Here is a 17,751-nt window from a genome sequence, read left to right as displayed (position 1 = left end):
TCAGCCTCGTAACGCTACATCTTTGAAAACTCGATCCATCACGTTGCATAAAAGAGTCATCATCTCGTCGATTTCGGCTTTCGATACAATCAAAGCGGGTATCAACCGGATGGTACTCGGACCGGACGAGTTAATCAGCAAGCCGGCTTGCAGGCAAGCGGCTGCCAGTTCGGCGCCACGCGGCTCGGGAAGATCAAAAGCTAGTAATAATCCTTTTCCGCGGATATCGGTCACACCGTATTGCTCCTTAATACCATGCAGCTTTTGCAGCAAATAAGCTCCTTGCTCTGCGGCTTGCTGAGGAAGCTTACGCTCAAGCACTTCGCCTACGACAGCAAGGCCAACGGCCATGGCAAGCGGTTGCCCGGTATAGGTGCCGCCTTGGTCGCCTGCTTCAAAAAGATTATACGCTTCTTTCGTAAGCATCGCCGATAACGGAAATCCGCCGCCGATCCCTTTGGCGAGTGTGAGCACATCAGGCATTACGCCGTAATGTTCGTAGGCGAACATGGTTCCAGTCCTGCCAATTCCGGTTTGCACTTCATCGAACATGAGCAAAATCCCCTGCTCATCGCATAGGGTGCGGAGTGCTTGAATATAGGCGGGATCAGTTTCATACACACCGCCTTCACCTTGGATGAGCTCAATGAATATAGCGCAGGTACGGGGAGTAATCGCTTGCTTCATGGCTTCAATATTATTAAAAGGCACTTTCACAAAGCCGGGCAGTTGCGGAGCAAACATGTGCTCCCAGCCGGCTTTTCCTGTTGCCGCCGTAGTCGCCAACGAACGCCCGTGGAAGCTGCGCTTCGCTGTAATAATTTCGTAAGCGCCATTTTTACGGACAGCGCCGTATTTACGGGCAAGTTTAATCGCACTTTCATTGGCTTCCGCACCTGTGCTGCCAAAAAATACGCGCTCCAATCCCGATAGTCCCGTCAGCAGGCGGGCAAATTCAACCATCGGCTTATTAAAAAAGCCAGGACTGGCATTAACAAGCTTTCCAGACTGCTCCAGCAGCGCATCGCTGATGACTTTAGGCGAATGGCCTAAACTGGTAACCGCCCACCCCCCGACAAAATCCAAATATTTGTTCCCGTTCGTATCCCAGAGATACATCCCTTCGCCGCGTTCCATAACGACCTGAGGTCGGTTTGCAACGAATAGAATAGAGGCATTAGCCTCAGCCAATAATTCATCTGTGTATGATTTTTCCTTGTCCACATAGACACATCCTTTATAATAAAAATAAGAAATAATGAATAATTATACACGATTATGTATTTTTATTCAATAAAATAATTAGCATGGTTATCCATTTTTATTTGGTCAGGGCACGCCCTTAGCAGAGGCCTACGCATTTGGCTGCCTGACGATTTTCTTTTTATGAATAGGGGGTTACAATGACGATAGGAATGACAACGTTTTGTGGAAGGGAAAGATGACGTTTATGCCTGATAACGAATCGTTATTTCCGGCTCTCTTAATGGAATCGAACGGTCACCCGCATGTAATGGCGTATTATTTTAAACAATGGCAAGGCTTTGAAATGCCCTTTCATCGTCATGATGCCACTGAAATTATGTATACAATTCAAGGCTTTTGCGAAATTGAGGTTCAAACTGAGCCGGCACATACCGAGAAGGTCGCGCTCAAAAAAGGCGAGTTTATGATTATAAATGCCAACGTCCCCCATCGTTTGCTGGTCGATGCAGCTAATCCATGCAGAATGCTCAATGTAGAATTTCGTTTTACTCCGAATAAAGGGGTATTCCCCTCGATTCAGCAATTGGCTGCCGAAGATGACCTGCTGATCGCCTTATTGGCGTCGGAAGCTCCCTATTTGGTGCTGCGGGATGGAGATGAAGTCTACCATATTATGAAAAGCTTGGTGCTTGAGCTGGATAAAGCTGCGAATAAAAGCGACTTGATGGTTCAACTTTTGATCACACAACTACTGATTCGTATTGCACGGCTTTGGCGTGAAACGGTTAATAGCGGAGAGGCGCAGAGTGAAAGATATGTCAAGATTTCGATGGAGTATTTGCATCAGAACTATGACCGTGATATTCAAGTGAAGGATATTGCCGGGGCTGTTAATTTGCATCCAGGGTATTTGCAGCGGATTTTCAAATCCTTGACTGGACAGACCTTAATGGCTTATTTAACCGGCATTCGGATGGAAAAGGCCAAGATGCTGCTCCTTGAAACCGATGTGCCGATTTCCGATATTTGTGAGTACATCGGTGTTGGAAGCCGGCAGTATTTTCATATGCTTTTCAAAGATTATACGGGTCTGACCCCCACCGATTTTCGTAAATCCATGTATGCGGAGAAACGAAACTATCCGAAAGAAGTTAGGATTTTTGACAAAAGTGAGACGAGGAAGTTAGAAATTTGATAACGGTTTCTCTTTCGTGCTTGATACAATGTGAAAGGTAGAGAACACGATAGAGAGGGCGATAAACATGTCATTTAAAGTGGCTTTTATTGGAGCAGGAAGTATTGGTTTTACACGCGGATTACTAAGGGATTTATTATCAGTTCCTGAGTTTAAAGATATTCAGGTCGCTTTTACAGACATTAACCAGCACAATTTGGATATGGTGACCGAGCTGTGCCAAAGAGACATTGTGGAGAATGGTCTGAACATTAAAATTCAAGCAAGCACGGATCGCAGGGAAGCTTTGAAAGACGCAAAATACGTGTTATGTACGATTCGCGTCGGGGGTCTGGAAGCTTTTGCAACGGATGTTGATATCCCGCTCAAATATGGTGTTGACCAGTGCGTCGGGGATACGTTGTGCGCTGGAGGCATTATGTACGGCCAGCGCGGGATCTCAGAAATGCTGCGTATTTGCGGAGACATTCGCGATGTAGCTTCGCCGGATGTGCTGCTGTTAAATTATGCGAATCCGATGGCGATGCTGACATGGGCTTGTAATACGTACGGCGGCGTACGGACAATCGGGTTATGTCACGGCGTGCAGCACGGCCATCGTCAAATTGCTGACGTGTACGGTTTGAAGAAAGAAGAAGTCGATATTATCTGTGCAGGAATTAATCATCAAACTTGGTATGTACAGGCCCGCCACCAAGGCAAGGATCTGACGCAAGGCCTGCTGGAAGCGTTCGAGAACCATCCGGAATATGCCCGCACGGAGAAAGTGCGCATCGACATGCTTCGTCGCTTCGGCTACTACAGCACAGAATCCAACGGCCATCTTAGCGAGTATGTGCCCTGGTACCGGAAACGCGCTAGTGAAATCCAGGATTGGATCGATCTGGGGAGCTGGATTAACGGTGAAACGGGCGGTTACTTGCGCGTATGTACGGAAGGGCGGAACTGGTTTGAGACGGATTTTCCGAACTGGATGAAGGATAAGGCAATGGTTTACACAGCGGAGAAGCGTAGTGAAGAGCACGGTTCCTATATCATCGAGGGCCTTGAAACCGGCCGTGTGTATCGCGGACATTTCAACCTGGTGAATAACGGCGTCATCTCGAATCTGCCAAATGATGCGATCATTGAAGCACCGGGTTATGTGGATGGCAACGGGATTTCGATGCCGCATGTAGGAAATCTGCCATTAGGCCCTGCTGCCGTATGTAATGTCAGCATTTCTGTACAGCGTCTGGCTGTAGAAGCGGCTGTGCATGGGGACGATAAACTGCTTCGTCAAGCGTTTATGATGGATCCTCTCGTTGGAGCTGTCTGCAATCCGAAAGAAATTTGGCAAATGGTGGATGAGATGTTGGTTGCCCAAGAGAAATGGCTGCCGCAGTACGGATCTGCCATTGAAGAAGCCAAAAACCGCCTTGCCGCTGGCAATCTCATTCCTACCCGTGATTATGAAGGCGCAGCGCGCTTGAAGGTGAAAACAGTGGAAGAAATGAAGCAGGACCGGCAAGCTGCAAACAAAAATGCAGGCGAAGCAGACAAAGGGAAAGACCGTGCGGCTGTTTCATCCTAATAGAAACGCAATGTTCGTTTATTTTCAAGTATGTTCATTTTGGTTCTTTTGGGTTATAATTAGTTTTGTAAGTGAAGGGCCGCTTGCGGCCCTTTTTTATTTTTCTAGGATCGTTCAAATGGGAGAGGGGAAAGTTAGATGTCGAATATTGGCGTATGGGAACCGGCTGAGCCGGGCGTGAAACGCTGCATTTTGAAAGCTGAAGTCGGGTTAATGATGATGGAGGTTCACTTTGAGCCAGGAGCCGTAGGATATCAGCACAGTCACGTGCATGAACAAATGTCCTATTGCCTAAAAGGCAAAATTGAGTTTACGATAGATGGTGTTGTGACGGTCATCGAACAAGGACAAACGGTTTACATACCTAGCGGAGCGCAGCATGGCGTAACAGCTTTGGAAGCATCTGCTTTACTGGATGTATTTACACCGATTCGTGAAGATCTTGTGAAACGTTAACCAGTTGCTCTTGCAACTGGTTTTCTTTCTTTTAATGTGAATGCGTTTACATTGATGTGCGGGAGGAGGCAATTATGGGTAGAAAAAGCCGCCGGGCTTGGACGTGGTTTTATAGGAGTCTATTTTTGCGCGATCGACCGTTGACCGTCAAACTACTCGTATATTCTGCTATGTTGGTCGTAATTCCGCTGGTTATTGTTGGGCTCATCTCGTATCAGAAATCTTCGGAAGTGCTGCGCGAGGAAGCGAGTTTAAGCAACGAACAAATCATTGAGCAGGTAAAGCTGCATATCGAATATTACATTCGGGATTTCGAAATCGACTCCATCCGAATGCAAAATCATCCCTCCATGCAGCAGTTTCTTCGTATGACGAGTGAGCAGGAAGTGCGGGATTCGGGCATTCGCGAGCCGATGATGCAGCTTCTGAAAGATACGGCGTACTCCCGCTCGGACATTTCCCGGATCATGCTGATTATGGAAAATCAAACGGTACTCGATACGAGTATGGACAAAAATGTGACACCGGCGCTGCAGCTTATCGAGGAGCCATGGTTTGCCAGTGTGCCATCCAACAGCGACATTATGCTCATTATCCGTCCGCCTTCGGAGCGCTATGAGCTGGAAGATGTGCCTGTCCTCTCCATTGTAAAGCGACTGGTCAGTCCCAATACATTAGAACCTGTGGCCACGCTCATCATGGAAGTAAATTTTAAACGCATTCAAGAAATTGCCGAACGTGTTACGATTGGCAGGACAGGATATTTATCCATTTTAGACCCGAACGGCAGGTATATTTATTCCCCGGAGTATGCGGATATTGGCCACTTGGCGGCGTGGGATCAGCTGGACTATATTTTGCAGCAGGAGAGTGGCTCCTATCAGTCGTTAACCGGCGATAAGCCCTTTTATACGTTTAGTCGATCGTCCTATTTGAATTGGCGTCTGGTAACGACCATCCCTGAGCATGAGTTGACGCACGGAACACAATATATTCGGCAGACCATTTGGTGGACGGTAGCTGCGACCCTCGTTATCGCTTATTTAATCGGGATCGGCTTTGCGACAAGCATCGTTCGGCCGGTGCGGGCTCTGCAATATTTTATGAAACGGGTAAAAGAAGGAGATTTTCAAGCTCGGGTGGACATCGAATCTAAGGATGAGATCGGGCAGCTGACGAATGATTTTAATAAAATGGTGGAAAAACTGCAAATCTTACTCGATGAGATTTATTACTCCCAGCTGCGGGAGAAGGATCTTCAGCTTCGCCAGAAGGAAACCGAGCTTAAGGTGCTCCAATCCCAAGTGAATCCTCACTTTCTTATGAATGCTTTGGAAACGGTGCGGGGGATGGCCCTGGAAAAAGATATGACCGACATTTCCGTGTTAGTCGCCTCCTTGGCGAGGCTGCTGCGCTACAATTTGAATCATGCGGGTGCTACGAGCTCTGTGCAGCAGGAAATTCATATTTGTGAGATGTATTTGCGAATACAGCAGTACCGTTTTGAAGAGAAGCTTAGTTACGAGTTTCAAATCCCGCATTGGGTGGAAAATCAGTTGATTGCGAAGTTTGCGCTGCAGCCCTTAGTGGAAAATTGCGTGATCCACGGCATCGAGACGAGCGACCGTCAGGTTCATATTACGATTTCCGCTAAAAAGGTAGATGAGCAGCAATTCGTCATCGAGATCCAAGATACCGGGACGGGGATTCCGGCAGAAAGGCTGCGTGCTTTACAGCTCGATTTGCTGCAAAAGGATATGGTGGCAGCCGTTTCACAGATAGGAATCGTGAATGTGCACCGGCGTATCGCCTATTTATTCGGAGAGGCTTACGGGTTAGAGCTGGAAAGCCGTGCAGGCGCAGGAACGACCGTTAGCTTGAAATTGCCGCTTGGACTTGGGATGCGGGAAGGAGCGTAGAGACATGTACAAAATCATTCTCGCCGACGATGAAAAATGGGTTCGGGTTGTGCTGCGCAAGGCTGTGGAGCAAACGAAACTTCCCGTTACGATTGTGCAGGAATGCGCCAACGGCCTTGAAGCCTTGGATGCGGTGCAGAAGCATGCGGCGGATCTGGTGATTTCGGATGTGAAAATGCCGATTATGGACGGCATCGGTTTGGCTGAGCAGATGGCGGCGATGACAGCCAATCTGGTGCTTGTGAGCGGTTATGACGATTTTCAATTCGCGCAGAAAGCGATTCGCTATGGCGTCAAAGATTACTTGCTGAAGCCGGTGGAAACGGAGGCAATGGCGGATTGTTTGGAGCGATGGATACAAAGTAGAGCGCTGTTGGCGGCGGGAGGCATGAGTGGTTCGCTCGAAACGGCCGAAATGTCAGTTATCGAGCAAGTACAGCAGTTTGTAGCTGCTAATTTAGCGAAGGATATTACGTTAACCGATGCGGCAGCTTTAGTTCATCTGAATCCCAGCTATTTAAGTCAGTTGTTTAAGCAGCAAACGGGCGGCAAATTTGTTGACTATGTCATTCTCATGAGAATGGAAGAGGCGAAGCGGCTGCTTATCAAAACCTCTCTGCGCGTATCTGAAATCGCCGAGAGGCTGGGGTATGGCGATATTGCCTATTTTAGCAACACGTTTAAAAAGCTGACGGGGAGCTCTCCACTGGAATATCGAAAAAGTGGGGGGAAGCTGCAAGAGCCAAAAGGAACCTGAGCTGATCTCAGGTTCCTTTTGGTTTGTTATTACTTTCTCGCCTTTTCAATAGCTTCCAACGTTTCTTTGTACTCTGCGCGGTACTTCTCGATAACCGGCTTTACTGCGTCCTGCCATGGCTTGAGGTCAGAGACATCGGTGATCGTAACCCCAGCCGCTTTGACTTTGGCCTCGGAGTCTTTCTCGAATTTATCCCATTCGGCTTTTTGCGTTTTGACGGATTCGAGGGCTGCTTTTTTGATCAGCGCTTTGTCGTCATTGCTCAGTTTATCCCAAGCTACTTTGGAGATCAAAAGCACTTCCGGCACACGTTGATGCTGGTCAAGGATGAGATTTTTCGCCTGCTGAAAATGATTGGACGAGAAGTAGCTCGGATAGTTGTTCTCTGCGGCATCGATAACACCTGTTTGCAGGGCGTTGAACACATCTCCGTACGGCATCGGTGTTGCATTCGCTCCGAGTGCATTCATGAGATCGATGTTCACTTTGTTTTGAATCACGCGAATTTTAAGTCCTTTTAGATCGGCAATGCTTTTGATCGGCTTTTTGGAGTAGAAATGACGCGCTCCGGAGCTGTAGTAGGCAAGCCCTTTCATACGCGAGGATTCCAAACTGTCCAGCAGCTTTGTGCCTTGTTCACTCTCTAGAAACTTCCATTGGTGATTGTCATTGTCGAAAATATAAGGCAAACTGAACACTTCATATTGTTTGTTGAAGCCGCCAAGCGCTCCGGTGCTGACGCGAGTGAACTCAATCGCACCCAATTGCACCTGTTCGATAACGGCTTTCTCTTCACCGAGCTGGGAAGCTGGGAAGACGTCGATTTTGATGCGGCCATCGGAGGCTTGATTCACGAGTTCGGCGAATTTTTTATCGCCAAGTGTTGTCGGATAGTCGGCGGGATGTGTTTCAGCCAAGCGAAAAGTCAGTTTCGGACCTTCCGCTTTCTTGGCTGCTGCAGGGCTAGCTGCTCCCGGAGCCGTTGTCGAGCTGCCGGTTGTCGGAGTGCTTCCCCCGCCGCAAGCGACTAGCAGCAAACTTGCACCGAGCATTGTGCTAAGTGCGGTTATATATGATTTTTTCATTTTCATATTGGTGATCCCCTTTTTCATAAAATTAGTTGGTCATTTCATAAGATTTGGCAGCCACATCACAAGGCCAGGGATATAAGTCAGGATCATGAGCACGACGCACATGACATAGAAGAAGGGCATCATGGCTTTGGTGCCTTCCGAAATGGAGATATTGCCGATGGCGGAGCCGACGAATAAAACGGTTCCAACAGGAGGCGTCAGCAATCCGATGCCTAAGTTTAACATCATAATGATGCCGAAGTGAACAGGGTCCATCCCAAGCGCGGTGACGACAGGCAGCAGAATCGGCGTCATGATCAGGATGAGCGGAGCCATATCCATAGGTGCGCCAAGCAAGAGCAGCAACACGTTGATGATCAGCAGAATGATAATGGGGCTGTCGGTGATGCCAAGCATCCAATCCGTCAGCATGCCGGGAACTTTGAGGAAGGCGAGCACATAACTGAAGGTAGCGGAGGCGGCAATGAGGAAAAGCACCATCGCGACAGTTCGGAACGTGCGTTTCAGGATGACCCACATGCGGCTGATCGGAATATCCCGGTATACGAGAAAGGTGAGGATAAAAGCGTACAAACACGCAAGCGCGCCGCTTTCTGTAGCCGTGAACCAGCCGGTGAAAATACCGCCAAGAATGATGACCGCTGTTAAAAGTGAAAGCAGGCCGTCGCGCACAATTTTGGGAATGTCCCGCAGAGGAACGGCTTCGCTTTTGGTATAGCCGCGCTTAATGGCGATAAAATAGCTTGTAATCATAAGCGATACGCAGAGGATCAAGCCGGGAACGATGCCCGCGAGAAAAAGCGAAGCGATCGAGATCCCGCCTCCAGCTGCCAGAGAATAAAGCACGAGATTGTGGCTTGGCGGAACGACGACGCCTTGAATGGCGGCGGAGACGGTGACACCTACGGCATAATCGGTGTCGTAGCCTTTTTTCTTCATCATGGGAATCATGACGGAGCCGATCGAGGAAACATCCGCAATGGCGGAGCCGGAAATGTTCCCGAAGAACATGCAGGCAACGCAGTTGACCATGGCTAAGCCCCCGCGAATACCGCCTACGAGAACTTGGGCGAGATTGATGAGGCGCAAGGCCATCTGGCCTTCGCTCATGATTTGGCCGGCCAGGATGAAGAACGGGATGGTCAGAAGCGAATACGAATTCATCCCTTGAATCATCGTCTGGCCAACGGTAGCCAGTGGCACTTTCAAGTAAAGCAAAGTGAGCAGCGATGAACCGGCTAAAGCTAGCGAGATCGGAAAGCGCAGGATGATCAGGAGGATGAAGACGACGCAAAGAATGAGTATGGCAATGGTCGGATCCATTAATGGTTGCCTCCTTCTTGAAGATTGACATGCCGCTTCGTTTCGATCCCAAACAGTTGCAGCAGTGCATAAGCACAGGTCATAACGCCGGTGATCGGCATGATGACATAGAGTGTGCTGTTCGGTAAGCCGGTGGCCGGCAGCTCGGATTCATTCATCATGACGGTAAAATCCCAGCCATAGAACACCAGATAGATTCCGAAAGCGAGGATGACTAACTCGATCACTTTATCCAGTGCTTTGTTGATGGGCGCTGGAAGCTTGTGCGTGAAGGAATCAATGCCGAGATGAAGCTTTTCTCGAAAGCCAATCGCAATGCCCATGAAAGAGAACCAAATGAGCAGCAGCATGGTCACTTCTTCGGACCAGAAGAAAACGAAATCGAACAGCTTGCGCGTCATCACCTGGACAGTAACGATAATAATCATGCTGAGCAAGCCGATTAGTGCGGCTGATTCGATGAAAGTATCGATGCCTAATGCTATTTTGCGAAGTAACCGCATCGTTAAGCGACCTCCCTTCTTTTATTTTGTAAGTGCTTTCATTTGGGTTGACTTAAGTATAGCGTTCCAGTGTTTGGGCTGGTACACCATTGCTTTTAGGTTTTTTTGTAGTTTTTTTAGGAGATTGGGGGAGGACAAGAAGGGATGAGTTGAGGAGTGGAGTGAGATGAGGAGTGTGTAGAGAAGCGATGGGATGAGTATGAAGTGAAGTAAAGTGAAGTGAGAAGCGGGTTGGGGAGTAGTGTAGGTAAAGTAGTTGTGGTGCAGAGTGAGGAGGGGAATGAGTAGAATAGTGAGCGGAGGGTTGAGGAGTAGAGTGAGTAAACTAGTTGTGGCGCAGAGTGAGGAGGGGAATGAGTAGAGTAGTGAGAGGAGGGTTGAGGAGTAGAGTGAGTAAAGTAGTAGTGGCGCAGAGTGAATAGGGGAATGTGTAGAGTAGCAAGAGGAGGGTTGAGGAGTAGAGTAGTGAGGTGGAGAAATGGCCATGCAGTGGAATAACGGCAATGCTCCTTGGTGCCACACTGCACTATATTGCAGTTTGTACAACCAAATGGGAGTCTATCTGGCTTTTTACTCGTCTATGTTGTAGTTTATACAACCATTTCACATGAAATGGGCACTTATTTGTCATTTCGGGTTCAAATGATTGTATTTTGTGCAATGAAGATGAGATTGCAGCGTAAAAAGCGTCTGTATGTTGTAAAAAATACAACGAGGAGTGGACTTTAATATGTACATCTTGGCGGGAGGTGATGTGCAACGCTAAATAAAGCGGACGTACGGCTCATTACTCACTCGCCTACATCTAATTCTACTCTCCTTTACTTCTACTCAACTGCACTTCTACACTCCTACTCACCTTACTCCAACACCCCAACACCCCAACATCCCAACATCCCAACATCCCAACATCCCAACATCCCAACATCCCAACACCCCAACACCCCAACACCCCAACATCCCTCACCCCATAACCTCACTGGACAAATTCCAATGAAAGCAACCTCTAACAGCGTAAATCCCACTTTTCATTGGACGTATTCCAATGCGAGGACTGATTTTAGCGCTATTTGAGGTGATTTTCACGAGCTCGATTGGATTTCATCCAATCAACCGGCGCATTGTGTGGTGAAATTGCAGTGTTCGTTGGATTTCATCCAACGGAACTGCTGTTCCAGCATGAGATTTCATCAGCAACTGGCTGCTACAGTTCTCTCATATCGGCTGAGTCAGCCATATGAAATGCATCGGGTAGCCTGCATCCTTTTCGCCTGCAGCTCACACGAACTGCAACCCCATATACACGGCCACGCCCCATATCATGCAAGCCGACACTTTATTTAATCTCGCAATAAAACGCCCGCTTGTATCGTGTTTACCAATGAGCCGCCCTGCAAAGGCTAATCCAAAAAACCACAGCCAAGACACGCACACGATGCTGATCATGAACACCCATTTTTCCCCGCCGGCATAGTTCAATGAATTGGTGCCAATAACGCCAATCGTATCCAAAATTGCGTGAGGATTCAGTAAGGAGACGGAAGCCGCGAATAGAATTTGCTTTTTCGGCTGGCGCACCTCCTCCGTTTGTTGGGTAGAAGAACTACTCGGCTTACTGCGCCAAAGCACCCAGCCCATGTAGAGCAGGAAGACGCAGCCAATTCCATATAATGCCGCTTGCAGCCACGAAAAAGTTAGCACGATTAGGGAAACTCCGAATACCGCTGCGAGAATAAGGATGGTATCACAGAGGGAAGCTGTGAGAATAACGGGCAATGCCCCAAGGAAAGTGCGCTGGCTGGCGCCTTGATTAAACACAAAAACATTTTGCACCCCAACCGGTAAAATAAGTCCAAAGCCCAAAACAACCGCATGTAATATCGTTTGAAACAAAATCATCACTCCAATCTAGCTGTCGAATTCTTACTTAGTATAGAGGGATTTTGATATTTGTCTCCGTCCAAATGGATGGCATCGACCCCAACCAAATGATATAGTGGAGCTGTAAGGAAGGAGGAAACGATGGATTGGCGACCTGATTTATCATCTGAAACTCCGTTATATCAACAGATTAAAGATTTTATTATCCATAAAATATCGCTGGGTGAATGGGCGGTGGGGACCAAAATTCCATCGCAGCGGGCTTTGGCTGAGCATTTTGGCGTGAACCGCAGCACAGTGGTCACGGCGATCAGCGATTTGATCGCTGATGGGCTATTGGAGGGCAACACTAAAGGAGGGACGAGAGTTATTAATAACTCTTGGAATCTGTTAACGGCTTCTCCTCCTCCAGACTGGAGCTCGTATGTACAAGCTGGAGCACACTATCCCAACCAGCCGACGATCCAGCACATCAATCGGGCGGAATTTCAAGAAGGTATCATTCGGCTTGGAACCGGGGAGCTTTCGCCGGATTTGCTGCCATCGGAGCGGATGAAGGAGATTTTCGCCGAAAGCTCGACAAATTCGTTCCTCTTAGGATATGAAGAGCCGAAGGGGAATCTTTATTTGCGCAAACAGCTGGCAGCCTACCTGCAAGGCCTTGGCGTGAATACTTCGCCATCGAACATCCTGATTGTCTCCGGGGCGCTGCAAGCTTTACAACTCATTTCAATCGGGCTGCTGCCGCGAGGTTCTTCGATTCTTTTAGAAAAGCCATCTTACTTGTATTCTGTCCATGTTTTTCAGTCGAACCATATTAAGCTTGTAGGGTTACCCATGGATGAGGATGGCCTGCTTACGAACCAGATTGCGCGTCACAAAAAGGGATATAACGCTTCGCTGCTCTACACAATTCCTACTTTTCAAAATCCAACCGGCATTTTGATGCCCGAGGGAAGGCGCCAGATGCTTATGAGTGCTTGCGCGGACGAAGGTCTCCCGATTATTGAGGATGATGCGTATAGAGAGCTATGGTTTGATGAACCGCCTCCTTTACCTCTGAAAGCGAGGGACCCGCATGCACTGGTCCTGTATCTAGGAACACTGTCCAAGACATTAAGTCCAGGGCTTCGCATTGGTTGGGTGGTTGCTCCGGAACCTGTTATCGAACGATTAGCGGATATTAAAATGCAGAATGACTACGGTTCGAGCTCTGTCTCTCAATGGGCTGCAGCGGAGTGGCTGGGAAGAGGGTTGTATCAGGAGCATCTTCTCAAGATCAGAGTACAGCTAAAGTTGAGAAGGGATAGGACAGTGGAGCTGCTCCAAGCTTTTTTCACTGGGATCGCCACTTGGTCAGTTCCGAAGGGAGGCTTCTACATTTGGGTACAGCTTACAGTCGATGTTCCGATGCAAATCCTGTTCGAGCGAGCTTTCAAAGAGGGTGTTTTGTTAAACCCGGGTTCGATTTATAATCGACTTACAGGCAACTATTTGCGTATCTCGTACGCCTATGCCAAGCTGCATGAGCTGGAATGGGGACTTGAGCGAGTAGCGTTTTTAATTCGAGATTTGGTTGGGAAAAAAAGATTGGGAAGGTGAGCGAGGTTTGTCAACGAATGACGCGCAGTTGAATAAGAAAGACGAGCAATCAGACTTGCCTAAGCTTTCAAATCCTGCCCTTCGTGCACTCGCAGGTGCCGGATATCACAGGCTTGAACAACTTAGCAAAACAACCGAGAAAGAGATTATGAAGCTGCATGGCATGGGACCCAAGTCGCTGGATCCTCTTCGCCGTGCACTTGCCGAGAAGGGACTGACATTTGCAGATGAATCTTGAGAGTAATAATCCCAAGCGAACTGCCGCTGAAAAAGCAGTGGAGTATATTCAGGATGGTATGACAGTAGGCTTGGGCACCGGCTCCACAGCTTATTGGGCTATTCAACAAATTGGAAAGCGAGTTCTGAGCGGGCTGCAAATCAAGGCAGTAGCAACTTCCGTACAATCGGAGAATTTGGCTAAAGAGCTAGGAATTCCCTTGATTCCTTTTTCTGAAGTAGAGGAAATAGATGTAACGATTGATGGCGCTGACGAAGTGGACGGTGCGTGGAATCTGGTCAAAGGCGGGGGCGGTGCGCTGCTCCGTGAGAAAATCATCGCTTCATCCAGCAAACAGCTTATTATCGTTGTTGATGAAAGCAAGGTTGTCGACCAGTTGGGGAAATTCCATTTGCCAGTTGAGGTAGTGAAGTTTGCCTATGAGCTTACACGTAACAAGCTTAGCGCGCTTGGATGCGAACCAAAGATGAGAATGATCGATCAGCAGCCTTTTACGACGGATAATGGCAACTATATTCTGGATTGTGATTTTAAGCAGATTAAAAGACCAAGTGAATGTCATGATGCCATTAATCGTATTCCGGGTGTCGTCGATAATGGGTTGTTTATTAAGATGGCTGCAAGAGTCATCGTTGGTTATCAAGACGGATCTGTGGAAGAGCTGAAGCTTGTCTAATAACTAGGAATGGTGGGAGCTGGGAGATGTTGTTGAACAAAGCAGTTTGTGTAACCGGAACGGACAGAGGGATTGGACTTGCAATTACGGAAGCTTTATTGCATCAAGGATACACCGTTTATGCTGGCGGCATTATGGGCAATAACGAGGAGCTGACCAAGCTCGGAGCTCAATTTCCTGATCAACTCCACGTTTTCAAATTGGATGTGGGCTCTGACGAAAGTGTCAAGGAAGCAGCTCGTTATATCAAAAGCAGGTCCAATCAATTGGAGTTTTTGATCAACAACGCCGCCATTCTCGGCGATACGGTGAAAACGATCGAAGATGACCTTGATTTCGAAGAAATTCAGCGAGTGTATAATGTGTCAGCGCTTGGCGCTATTCGCATGGCCAATAGCTTACTTGAGCCGATCATGAATGGCGGCAAGCTGATTGTTAACATATCCTCCGAAGCGGGCAGCATAGCGAACAGCCATCGGGATGCATGGTTCGGGTACTGTATGGCCAAGTCGGCTCTGAACATGGGGTCCACGGTCATTCATAACAAAATTCGCAAAGAAGGCGGGCGCGTCCTGCTGATCCACCCCGGCTGGGTCAAATCATATATGAGTGGCGAATGGAATCCGGCCGGTACCTTTACATCGGAAGAAGCCGCCGCGAATATTTTGGACCGGATTGAGGAAAACAAGGACAAGCTTGCGGCTCTGCCGCTTTATATCGAAGCCGACAGCGGAAAAGAGCTGCCCTGGTAAAGGGAGGAGGAGAAGGACATATGAGCGAGATAAAAGTCATGCTGATCGGCGATAACACGGATGCTCCGTGGCATCCACTGGAGCCTGCCAGGCAGCAGCTTGCGGCCATTCTTGGCGACGAGTTTGCGCTAACCGCTACGGAAGACTATCAAGTCTTGTCGGAGTTGGATTACAACCAGTTTCCTCTGTGTATTTCCTATACGGACTGTTGGAAACGAGACCTGACGCCGCAGCAAACCGCAGGACTACTGCGCTATGTGGCAGGAGGAGGCAGCCTGCTAGTTATCCATAATGGTATTTCACTTCAGCGGAGCTATGAGCTGCTGCAGATGATCGGCGCCAAGTTTACGGGGCATCCTCCTTACCAGCCACTAGCTTATTATGGATCAGCCGCCGAGCATCCTTTACTGGAAGGTGTCGAGAACTTCAACTTGGACGAAGAGCCGTACTTGTTCGAATTTGATCCTTTTACGAAAAAAACGGTATTTATGGAGTTTGAATTTGAAGGAAAACGGTATCCCGCGGCATGGGAGCACGCTTATGGTTTAGGAAAGGTTGTGTATTTGCAGCCAGGACATCATGCTCCTTCTTTCCAACCTGAAGCCTACCGACGACTTGTGTTAAACAGCGCACGTTGGTTGAGCAGGCAGGCGTAGAATAAAGCTGTTTTTCCATATACTCCCTAATGGGGATGTGTGCTACAATAGGCCAAAGAGTCGCTAAAGGAGTGAGGATTTTGGAACATTTCTTATTCAGGCAGTTGACATTCGTTAGAAATCAAGTTCTTCAAGCGGTTGAAGGGATTTCGGAAGAAACAGCGGACCAGATTCCGAATGGATTCCGCAATTCAATTCGTTGGCAGTTGGGACATATTTATGTCGTCATGGAAAGGTACGCTTTTCAATACATGGATCTTCCAGTTCAACTACCACAGGGGTTCAAGGAGCAATTTGAATACAAGACATCTCCTTTAACTACGCCAGCGGACATTGTCGTTCCTACTCTCTCAGAGTTGAAATTTCTCCTTAAAAATCAGATTGAGAGAATTAGCAATGAACTGGGTAACCGGCTGCAAGACAACGTGACGCCTTATACAACTTCGGCAGGGATGAAACTTGAATCCTTAGAGCAGTTCCTCAGCTTTAATTTATATCATGAAGGCATGCATTTTAGTGTTATTAAAATTTACAAGGTATTATTATCCCAATAAATTATTCAACGAAATGAGATTTTGACGAATGGAGGAGATCCTCAAGTGATGAGGTTCAACAAGTTCGCAAGGCCTCCCTGCTAAGACGTAACGTTTCGTTGTTCACGAGCGCCCCCGATCCGGTTGAGTTCATCTACCCAATCAGATTTCGGAGAGGAGCTCCATATGAACAACATAAGGAACATACGCGTGCTGTTTGCGCTTCGCTTTTTTTCCAGTCTCATCCCTGCTTATGTTATTGAGAGATTGTACTGGGAGGAGCGGGGCATGACCATTCAGATGGTCGTGTATACGGAAATTATTTTTGCACTGACCATCGTGCTGCTAGAAGTTCCAACAGGTGTTATAGCGGACAAATGGGGCAGGAAAAAAATGCTCGTTCTAAGCGCTCTGCTAGGCTGCTGCGAGTTTCTGATTCTGATCATTGCGACAGAGTTTTGGCATTTTGCGCTCGTCGTCTTTTTGGCGGGCATCTCTCGTTCAGCAAGCAGCGGATCGGAGAACGCTTTGTTGTATGATACATTAATGCAGCAGGGGAAAGGTTCCCATTTCGAAAAGCTGTTAGGACGATTGAACGCCTGTGATTTGCTCTCGGCTATTCTTGCGGCATTTTGCGGGAGCCTGCTCGCTGGTAAATTCGGTCTTGAGCTGAACTACTGGCTATCGCTTGTCAGTTCGGGCATTGCCCTAATGCTTGCGTTCCTGCTGGTCGAGCCGCAGAAGTGTGCGGAGGGCACGGATGCTGAGAAAGCTGTTCCTTTTAAAACGTATGTCACGGCATCGTTGCGTTTTTTTAGAAAAAATCCCAATGTCTCGCTGGTTATGCTTTCCGGTATGGTTACTGGTGCGTCAATGAGTTATGTGGGAGAATTTTGGCAGTTGTACGCGAGCCGTTTAGGGACGCCTGTCTACTTTTTCGGGGTGCTGTCTTCGGTTATAATGCTTTTGCAGCTGCCTGGCAATCTGCTATCCTATGCGCTTTTGCGGCGATTCAGCTACAAGAGGCTGATTGTCTGTATTACCGCGACGATCGCGGTCGGATTCCTTTGTGTTTCTATTTGCCATGATTCCATCGGGTTGGCAGCCATGTTTATCATCTGCCTGTTCTCTGGCGTCATGCAGCCGCTTGCCTCCGGTTATTTGCATCACCGCATAGAATCAAACACGAGGGCAACCATTGATTCCTTTCAGTCGTTGGGCGAGAATGTGTTGAGCACGTTCGCGGGTCTTGGTTTTGGCTATTTCGCAGCGAGCTATGATGTATTTGGCGGATATGGTTTTATTGCTCTGCTTTGTTTTGCTTCTTTTGTTTGGTTTGTATATGCATCTCGTAGTATCAAACAAATGTAAAAACGAAAAAACGGAA

Annotated in this window: 17 protein-coding genes; 12 read left to right on the top strand and 5 right to left on the bottom strand. The window is 48.0% G+C overall.

The features are described from left to right. Entirely contained in the window at positions 1–1,224 is a 1,224-nt protein-coding gene (locus tag ACKTT9_RS24920) for an aspartate aminotransferase family protein (protein WP_407868006.1), read from the bottom strand. Positions 1,225–1,441: 217 nt separating this feature from the next. Here ACKTT9_RS24920 and ACKTT9_RS24915 point away from each other — a divergent pair, with 217 nt between their 5' ends. The 5 genes from ACKTT9_RS24915 (at position 1,442) to ACKTT9_RS24895 (ending at position 7,106) form a co-directional block, all read left to right on the top strand. Then, positions 1,442–2,401 carry a helix-turn-helix domain-containing protein gene (locus ACKTT9_RS24915; RefSeq protein WP_407868005.1) on the top strand — a complete coding sequence of 320 codons (960 nt, stop codon included), beginning with the start codon at positions 1,442–1,444 and terminating at the stop codon, positions 2,399–2,401. A gap of 67 nt (positions 2,402–2,468) precedes the next feature. Further along, the gene (locus tag ACKTT9_RS24910; RefSeq protein WP_407868004.1) at positions 2,469–3,974 is read left to right on the top strand and encodes an alpha-glucosidase/alpha-galactosidase; all 1,506 of its coding nucleotides are present in this window, start codon (positions 2,469–2,471) and stop codon (positions 3,972–3,974) included. 138 nt (positions 3,975–4,112) lie between these two features. Continuing rightward, positions 4,113–4,430: a cupin domain-containing protein gene (locus tag ACKTT9_RS24905; RefSeq protein ID WP_145657127.1), complete on the top strand. Its 318-nt coding sequence runs from the start codon at positions 4,113–4,115 to the stop codon at positions 4,428–4,430. 74 nt (positions 4,431–4,504) lie between these two features. Beyond that, a complete protein-coding gene (locus tag ACKTT9_RS24900) occupies positions 4,505–6,349 on the top strand; it encodes a sensor histidine kinase (RefSeq protein WP_407868003.1) in 1,845 nt (614 codons plus the stop codon). Positions 6,350–6,353: 4 nt separating this feature from the next. After that, positions 6,354–7,106, top strand: a complete 753-nt coding sequence (locus tag ACKTT9_RS24895; RefSeq protein WP_407868002.1) for a helix-turn-helix domain-containing protein — start codon at positions 6,354–6,356, stop codon at positions 7,104–7,106. Positions 7,107–7,135: 29 nt separating this feature from the next. Here the strand turns inward: ACKTT9_RS24895 and ACKTT9_RS24890 are convergent, their stop codons facing one another. The 4 genes from ACKTT9_RS24890 to ACKTT9_RS24875 form a co-directional block, all read right to left on the bottom strand. Continuing rightward, a complete protein-coding gene (locus tag ACKTT9_RS24890) occupies positions 7,136–8,197 on the bottom strand; it encodes a TRAP transporter substrate-binding protein (protein ID WP_157321842.1) in 1,062 nt (353 codons plus the stop codon). 33 nt (positions 8,198–8,230) lie between these two features. Next, the gene (locus ACKTT9_RS24885; RefSeq protein ID WP_127449979.1) at positions 8,231–9,523 is read right to left on the bottom strand and encodes a TRAP transporter large permease; all 1,293 of its coding nucleotides are present in this window, start codon (positions 9,521–9,523) and stop codon (positions 8,231–8,233) included. Continuing rightward, positions 9,523–10,026, bottom strand: a complete 504-nt coding sequence (locus tag ACKTT9_RS24880; protein ID WP_407868001.1) for a TRAP transporter small permease — start codon at positions 10,024–10,026, stop codon at positions 9,523–9,525. The genes ACKTT9_RS24885 and ACKTT9_RS24880 overlap by 1 nt, the downstream gene beginning before the upstream one ends. A gap of 1,278 nt (positions 10,027–11,304) precedes the next feature. After that, complete coding sequence (locus ACKTT9_RS24875; RefSeq protein ID WP_407868000.1) at positions 11,305–11,919, bottom strand: LysE/ArgO family amino acid transporter; 615 nt, start codon at positions 11,917–11,919, stop codon at positions 11,305–11,307. 129 nt (positions 11,920–12,048) lie between these two features. On the opposite strand from ACKTT9_RS24875, the gene ACKTT9_RS24870 reads away from it, so the two are divergent. From ACKTT9_RS24870 to ACKTT9_RS24840, 7 genes are all read left to right on the top strand, one after another. Beyond that, positions 12,049–13,509, top strand: coding sequence for a PLP-dependent aminotransferase family protein (locus ACKTT9_RS24870; protein WP_407867999.1), 1,461 nt, complete (start codon positions 12,049–12,051; stop codon positions 13,507–13,509). A gap of 7 nt (positions 13,510–13,516) precedes the next feature. Next, a complete protein-coding gene (locus ACKTT9_RS24865) occupies positions 13,517–13,747 on the top strand; it encodes a DNA-directed RNA polymerase subunit alpha C-terminal domain-containing protein (protein WP_407867998.1) in 231 nt (76 codons plus the stop codon). Continuing rightward, positions 13,737–14,423 (top strand): ribose-5-phosphate isomerase RpiA, encoded by a 687-nt coding sequence (gene rpiA / locus ACKTT9_RS24860; protein WP_407873108.1) that lies wholly within the window; start codon positions 13,737–13,739, stop codon positions 14,421–14,423. The genes ACKTT9_RS24865 and rpiA overlap by 11 nt, the downstream gene beginning before the upstream one ends. A 26-nt stretch (positions 14,424–14,449) precedes the next feature. Next, complete coding sequence (locus tag ACKTT9_RS24855) at positions 14,450–15,175, top strand: SDR family NAD(P)-dependent oxidoreductase (protein WP_407867997.1); 726 nt, start codon at positions 14,450–14,452, stop codon at positions 15,173–15,175. Between the two features lie 20 nt (positions 15,176–15,195). Next, positions 15,196–15,831, top strand: a complete 636-nt coding sequence (locus tag ACKTT9_RS24850; RefSeq protein WP_407867996.1) for a ThuA domain-containing protein — start codon at positions 15,196–15,198, stop codon at positions 15,829–15,831. Positions 15,832–15,911: 80 nt separating this feature from the next. Continuing rightward, positions 15,912–16,385 (top strand): DinB family protein, encoded by a 474-nt coding sequence (locus tag ACKTT9_RS24845; protein WP_407867995.1) that lies wholly within the window; start codon positions 15,912–15,914, stop codon positions 16,383–16,385. 165 nt (positions 16,386–16,550) lie between these two features. Further along, positions 16,551–17,735, top strand: a complete 1,185-nt coding sequence (locus ACKTT9_RS24840; RefSeq protein ID WP_407867994.1) for an MFS transporter — start codon at positions 16,551–16,553, stop codon at positions 17,733–17,735. Positions 17,736–17,751: the final 16 nt, after the last annotated feature.

The organism is Paenibacillus sp. P36, assembly GCF_045866505.1.
GTDB lineage: Bacteria > Bacillota > Bacilli > Paenibacillales > NBRC-103111 > Paenibacillus_E > Paenibacillus_E chondroitinus.
The sequence above is the reverse complement of the archived record's forward strand: the minus strand, read 5'-3'. Positions and strand labels throughout refer to the sequence as shown.

What these genes read in the sequence shown, in the direction of transcription:
- ACKTT9_RS24915 (WP_407868005.1), top strand. Translation starts at nt 1,442, where the DNA reads ATGACGTTTATGCCTGATAACGAATCGTTATTTCCGGCTCTCTTAATG.
- ACKTT9_RS24910 (WP_407868004.1), top strand. Translation starts at nt 2,469, where the DNA reads ATGTCATTTAAAGTGGCTTTTATTGGAGCAGGAAGTATTGGTTTTACA.
- ACKTT9_RS24905 (WP_145657127.1), top strand. Translation starts at nt 4,113, where the DNA reads ATGTCGAATATTGGCGTATGGGAACCGGCTGAGCCGGGCGTGAAACGC.
- ACKTT9_RS24900 (WP_407868003.1), top strand. Translation starts at nt 4,505, where the DNA reads ATGGGTAGAAAAAGCCGCCGGGCTTGGACGTGGTTTTATAGGAGTCTA.
- ACKTT9_RS24895 (WP_407868002.1), top strand. Translation starts at nt 6,354, where the DNA reads ATGTACAAAATCATTCTCGCCGACGATGAAAAATGGGTTCGGGTTGTG.
- ACKTT9_RS24890 (WP_157321842.1), bottom strand. Translation starts at nt 8,197, where the DNA reads ATGAAAATGAAAAAATCATATATAACCGCACTTAGCACAATGCTCGGT.
- ACKTT9_RS24885 (WP_127449979.1), bottom strand. Translation starts at nt 9,523, where the DNA reads ATGGATCCGACCATTGCCATACTCATTCTTTGCGTCGTCTTCATCCTC.
- ACKTT9_RS24880 (WP_407868001.1), bottom strand. Translation starts at nt 10,026, where the DNA reads ATGCGGTTACTTCGCAAAATAGCATTAGGCATCGATACTTTCATCGAA.
- ACKTT9_RS24870 (WP_407867999.1), top strand. Translation starts at nt 12,049, where the DNA reads ATGGATTGGCGACCTGATTTATCATCTGAAACTCCGTTATATCAACAG.
- rpiA (WP_407873108.1), top strand. Translation starts at nt 13,737, where the DNA reads ATGAATCTTGAGAGTAATAATCCCAAGCGAACTGCCGCTGAAAAAGCA.
- ACKTT9_RS24855 (WP_407867997.1), top strand. Translation starts at nt 14,450, where the DNA reads ATGTTGTTGAACAAAGCAGTTTGTGTAACCGGAACGGACAGAGGGATT.
- ACKTT9_RS24850 (WP_407867996.1), top strand. Translation starts at nt 15,196, where the DNA reads ATGAGCGAGATAAAAGTCATGCTGATCGGCGATAACACGGATGCTCCG.
- ACKTT9_RS24840 (WP_407867994.1), top strand. Translation starts at nt 16,551, where the DNA reads ATGAACAACATAAGGAACATACGCGTGCTGTTTGCGCTTCGCTTTTTT.